The sequence below is a fragment of the Acinetobacter sp. AOR01_HL genome (assembly GCF_027855455.1).
Lineage (GTDB): Bacteria > Pseudomonadota > Gammaproteobacteria > Pseudomonadales > Moraxellaceae > Acinetobacter > Acinetobacter baumannii.
Genome location: NZ_JAKTIM010000003.1, coordinates 1 through 4729, shown reverse-complemented (window position 1 = coordinate 4729; position 4729 = coordinate 1). Strand labels below are relative to the sequence as shown.

4 protein-coding genes are annotated in these 4729 nt (G+C 37.0%); all 4 read left to right on the top strand.

Annotation, left to right across the window (positions count from 1 at the left end; genetic code table 11):
* The first annotated feature begins 552 nt into the window (after positions 1-552).
* The 4 genes from MKL62_RS00200 to MKL62_RS00185 all read left to right on the top strand — a co-directional run bounded on the left by MKL62_RS00200 (position 553) and on the right by MKL62_RS00185 (position 4108).
* Positions 553-804 carry a hypothetical protein gene (locus MKL62_RS00200; protein WP_109433748.1) on the top strand — a complete coding sequence of 84 codons (252 nt, stop codon included), beginning with the start codon at positions 553-555 and terminating at the stop codon, positions 802-804.
* Positions 805-1187: 383 nt separating this feature from the next.
* Positions 1188-2549, top strand: coding sequence for a hypothetical protein (locus MKL62_RS00195; RefSeq protein WP_171452428.1), 1362 nt, complete (start codon positions 1188-1190; stop codon positions 2547-2549).
* Entirely contained in the window at positions 2549-2890 is a 342-nt protein-coding gene (locus MKL62_RS00190) for a DUF2523 family protein (protein WP_001127949.1), read from the top strand. Before MKL62_RS00195 ends, MKL62_RS00190 begins: the two co-directional genes overlap by 1 nt.
* Positions 2891-2893: 3 nt before the next feature.
* On the top strand, positions 2894-4108 hold the full coding sequence (locus MKL62_RS00185; RefSeq protein ID WP_123090762.1) for a zonular occludens toxin domain-containing protein: 1215 nt from the start codon (positions 2894-2896) through the stop codon (positions 4106-4108).
* The last annotated feature ends 621 nt before the right edge of the window (positions 4109-4729 follow it).

Genomic DNA, 4729 nt, shown 5'->3' with positions numbered 1-4729 from the left:
AAATTTTCAGTGTTAAGCCATTACCGAAGAAAAACCCAATGGAATCAAAGGCTTAATGGTGAATTATACGATTGTTCGTATAATGTATAATATGTAAATAAATCAATAACTTACGTTTATTTTAACTATGACAGATTACATTTATAAATGCAAGAAGTGCGGTGCAGAGTTCACAAAACACTCAAGTTATTGCATCCATTTTTATAAGTGTAAATAAAAAGAATTTGCCGGCTTTTGGGGGCGTTAATCGCAAGTCGGCAATCCTATTTATTGGGGATGTCTCTAATGGTCATCTATGCAGTTTGGTATTTCTTCGTAGTAGGGGTAATAGCTCATCCAGTGGGCTTATATCTCTACTATAAAAAACGGAAGTAAAGGAATTCAATTATGTTGGCTTGTTTGATTTATGGGTCGGACCAGACGACATGTATTGGGTATTTAAACATGGGTTTGGTGACTGGTCTTTTTGCTGCTTTAGTAGTTTTGTACGGTCTCAGCTATGTTTTTAAAATCGTTCTAAAACTAATGGGTTTTTAATCCTTGGAGATAAATATGGAAAATCAAATCGTTGTACAAGAAAAACGCGGAGTTGTAAGTCTACGCAACGCTTCTCGTTATGGTTTGGGGGCTGTTTTATCAGCGGGTATTTTAAGCAGTGCAAGCGCAGCAACTTTAGTTGATGAACAAGCTGCTCAGTTTAAATCTGATGGTACTGCAATGGTTACAGCGATCGGTGTTGCAATGATTTCTGTTGCTGTTGTTGCTGTACTCATTAAATGGGCAAAAGCTACATTCTTTAGCTAATAGCTCAGGGGGTAGAAATACCCCCATCTTATAAGAATTAAATATTTAAAAAGTTGGGGGCTTTTATGAAGTTTTTTAAATATTTAGTTTTCATAATCATAACGATATGTTCCAGTTCAGCTTTTGCTGTTACTTGGGAGGCAAATGTCAATGGTTTATTAAAGACCGGTTCTACTCCCGAAGCTGTTTGTTTACAAGCTCAATCTTCTGTTTCTTCTTCTTATCCGCACCAAATTACTACTTACTCTCATACTTTGACTAAAAAATCAGATCAATTTTATTTGTGCTTAGTCTATGCAGCAAATAATTTTTTTGGACCGTGGGATTATAATGTCACAACTAAGGATCCTATTCCTTCTGAATGTCCTGAGGTTGGTTATCCAATGTATGTATATTTTGATGCAGGAGGTAAAATTCCCCAACAACGCTGCAAACCTTTAGGCGATAAGTTTTGTATCTTTAAAGCAAAACCTGATTCTATTGTTTTAAATCACTCTGACAACCGTCAATCAACTGTTTTATACAATGTACAAAAAACTCCTGTTTCTTCTTGTACTCCACTTGATGCAGGTCAGTGCAATAAAAATGATCCCTATGGAGGGTGTTATCAACCGCCTAATGATGGTTGTACTCGTTTAGCCGATGGCTCTATTTCTTGTCCCGATGGTGCAGCTCCTCCAAGTCCTACGGGCACTTGTGGTGGTGCTACTTACTGTAATAGACCGCCTACAGGCTGTGGTACTGGTTATGTTTCTGGCTCATTCAATGGCCAAGCGTTGTGTGTTAAATCTTCTAATACAGGTACTGGTTCTGGTTCTGGTTCTGGCTCAGGTACTGGTACGGGTGATGGTTCAGGTACTGGTACTGGTGGTGGTTCAGGTACTGGTACGGGTGATGGTTCTGGTTCAGGTTCTGGTACGCCAATTGATACTGGTACTGGTAGTACTAATATTAATAACTCTGGTTCCGGTTCAGGTTCTTCTACAGGTGGTTCTGGTGGTGGAACTACTTCAACAAGCTTTACTATTGATTTATCACCCGTAGTTAGGGCTATTTCTGCTTTATCTGATAAATTGACTTGGGTAAAGTCTGAATTGGTTAATGCTGTTTCTCGTGTTGAAGATAAACTTACCCAGACTAATAGCAAGTTAGATACTACTAATTCTAAACTTGATTCTGTTAAGTCTTCAGTTGATCAAACAACTGCTGCTGTTAATGCTAACGCTACTACTGTAAAAACGGCTGTAGAAGCGAATACGGCTGCTACAAACAATGTTAAATCGGCTGTTGATGCTAATACCAACTCTACAGCTAATAAGCTTAATGAAGTTGTTAATGCTATCAATAATAAGCCTGTTGGCGGTGGTGGTGGCGGAACTACCGATGTTAAGCCTGTTGTTGATGCTATTGAGAAACAGACTACTGATTTTAAAGATATGATGAAGACTGATTCATCAGACTTTGATACATCACAGTATGAGAAAATTGGAGATGCTTCAGACGATCCACGCTATTTAAATGCCCAGTCAGAAGCTACCAATGCACTTCAGAATTTATCTAACAAATTAACTTTTTCTAATACTGCATGCGTACAGGACTTTACGGTTGATTTTCCTTATTTTGGTTCTTTTGTAGTTCCAATTTCTCGTTGGTGTGAACTCTTAGCACTAATAAAAATATTGATACATCTCAGTACATTAATTCTTGCTTTTAGAATGCTTGATTCAACAGTGAGGGCTATCTAATGCCGTTGTTTATTGGGGCTATTGTTGCTGCATTATTGAAGGTTTTATTTAGATATGCGGTTTTTAAAATATTTGCCAAATTAATTTTGGGGACTGCTACTGCAGGAATTATTTACTTATTTTTAACGAGTACGATCAAACCTTTTATTGATGAAATGCAACAAAAGATTGTTGATAAAGCTGCTGAACTCTCAACCATTGGTGGTACTGCTGCTGAGGTCATTCAATACTTTGATTTCATTCAATGTGTAAACATTATTTTATCTGCTTCGGCTGCTTGTTTTAGCTTAAAACTAATGTCAGTAGCCATTCGTGCCTTTGGCATTAATACAGGGGGTTAATTCATGGCTATTAAACTAATTACAGCACAGCCTGGCTCTTATAAGACTGCAATGATGATGGAAATTGCTAGCAAAATGGCTAGTGAAAACCGTCCAATTTACTTATGTAATATTCGTGGTTTAAAACCTGAAATACCTTTCCCATATCAAGTTCTAGATCATTTTAAAGACTGGATTGATACACCAGAAACATCAGTTATTTTTATTGATGAGGTTCAGGAATTTACACGAGACGTACCAACTAACTGTAAAACTGAGGATTTACCTAGATGGTTAACGTTATTAGAAAAACATCGTCATGAGGGTAAGGATATTTTTATTGTTACTCAGCATCCAATGTTTATACATACTCATGTAAGACGTTTAACATCTGAGCATATTCATCTTGTTAGAAATGGGAATGTTCCTTTTGCTGCTAAGCGTACTTGGGGGTTTGTTGAGTCAGATCCAGACGACTTTCAAAAGGCTACTGTTAAAAATGGTTGTACTACCTCTATCTATAGACCTAATAAAGAGGTCTTTAACTGGTATGAATCTACGGTATTAGATACCCACAAATTTAAAATTCCTACCAAGTTATTTAAGATGGTTGGTCTTTTAGCTGCTCTTGTTGGTTTCTCTGTATATATTGGTTATCCAGTATTTAATAAATATTTTGGTTCTAAAGAACAAGAAGTCTCTGCTACAGACACTTCACCACAGCCAAATAATTCAAATATGACCTTAGCTGAAAAGGCTAAGCTTGATGCAGCTATGGCTGGTCTCACTCCAGAGCAGTACGCTGATTTAATGCATCCTGAAAAACGTAACGCTGAACTGCAAGCTGTTAACGATGTAAGAATGGAAACTATAGCTGTAAAATATAATCCTAATCGTCCTTACGATATGGATACTTCACAGATTCAATATGAAGTTACCGCTAAGCCTGTTTTTTCAGGTTGTATGAAGAAAAATGGTAAATACGTTGCTTATACTCAACAGGGCACTATTTTGCATGATGTAAGCCAATCTGATTGCCGTAAACTTATGGAAGATGGCGATAGACCATTTAATTATTTTCAGGTTCAGAATAATCGACCTGCTCAGGTAAATAATGCTGTACCACAAGTGCAGGTGCAGCCTAATTATTCATCTTATCAGGCTAATAATTATGTCCAGCCTAACCTACAGCGTAGTTCTGTAGATGGTGCAAATTCTCAAAGTTCTTTTTCTTTCTGATTACCTAAAACCGTCTATATGTTCTACCGTAGCAGTAACCAAAAAAAACCGTTCAGGGGAATTGTGACCGATCGAACTCGGTCACAAGGCGTAGTCTACGGTTTTTTACGTGATAATATATCGACTTACACCCAATGCCAGTATTGCGGTCGTACCTTGCAATTTGGTCAATTAATGAAACATTTGAGGCTTTTTCATGGATACGGAACAAGTAGTTTTGACCTTGGCATCTGAATTTACCTTCCCTGATTTATTTCAATTTCTAGCTTTATGCCTTATTGGTTTTCTTTTAAAAATTCTAATTGAAACCATATTAGAGTCCCGATAATAGGAGTTATCTATGGTTTGTTTTGATGATAGTGAATTAGAGACGATCTATACAATTATGCTTTCTTATGGTTTGACTGATTCTGCTCTATCTATTACTAGAATTATTGATCAATCTTATTATTTTTGTCACCAGTGCCAGAGACTAATTCGCCTTGAATATTCTGAACAACATTTACAAGAACATGATGACTGAGAGTTCGCATAATACGGCATTATGTTACTTGCCATGTTCATTGACTAAATACCCCGCGTTAGCGGGGTTTTTTGTCAATGATGCGACCATATTTACGC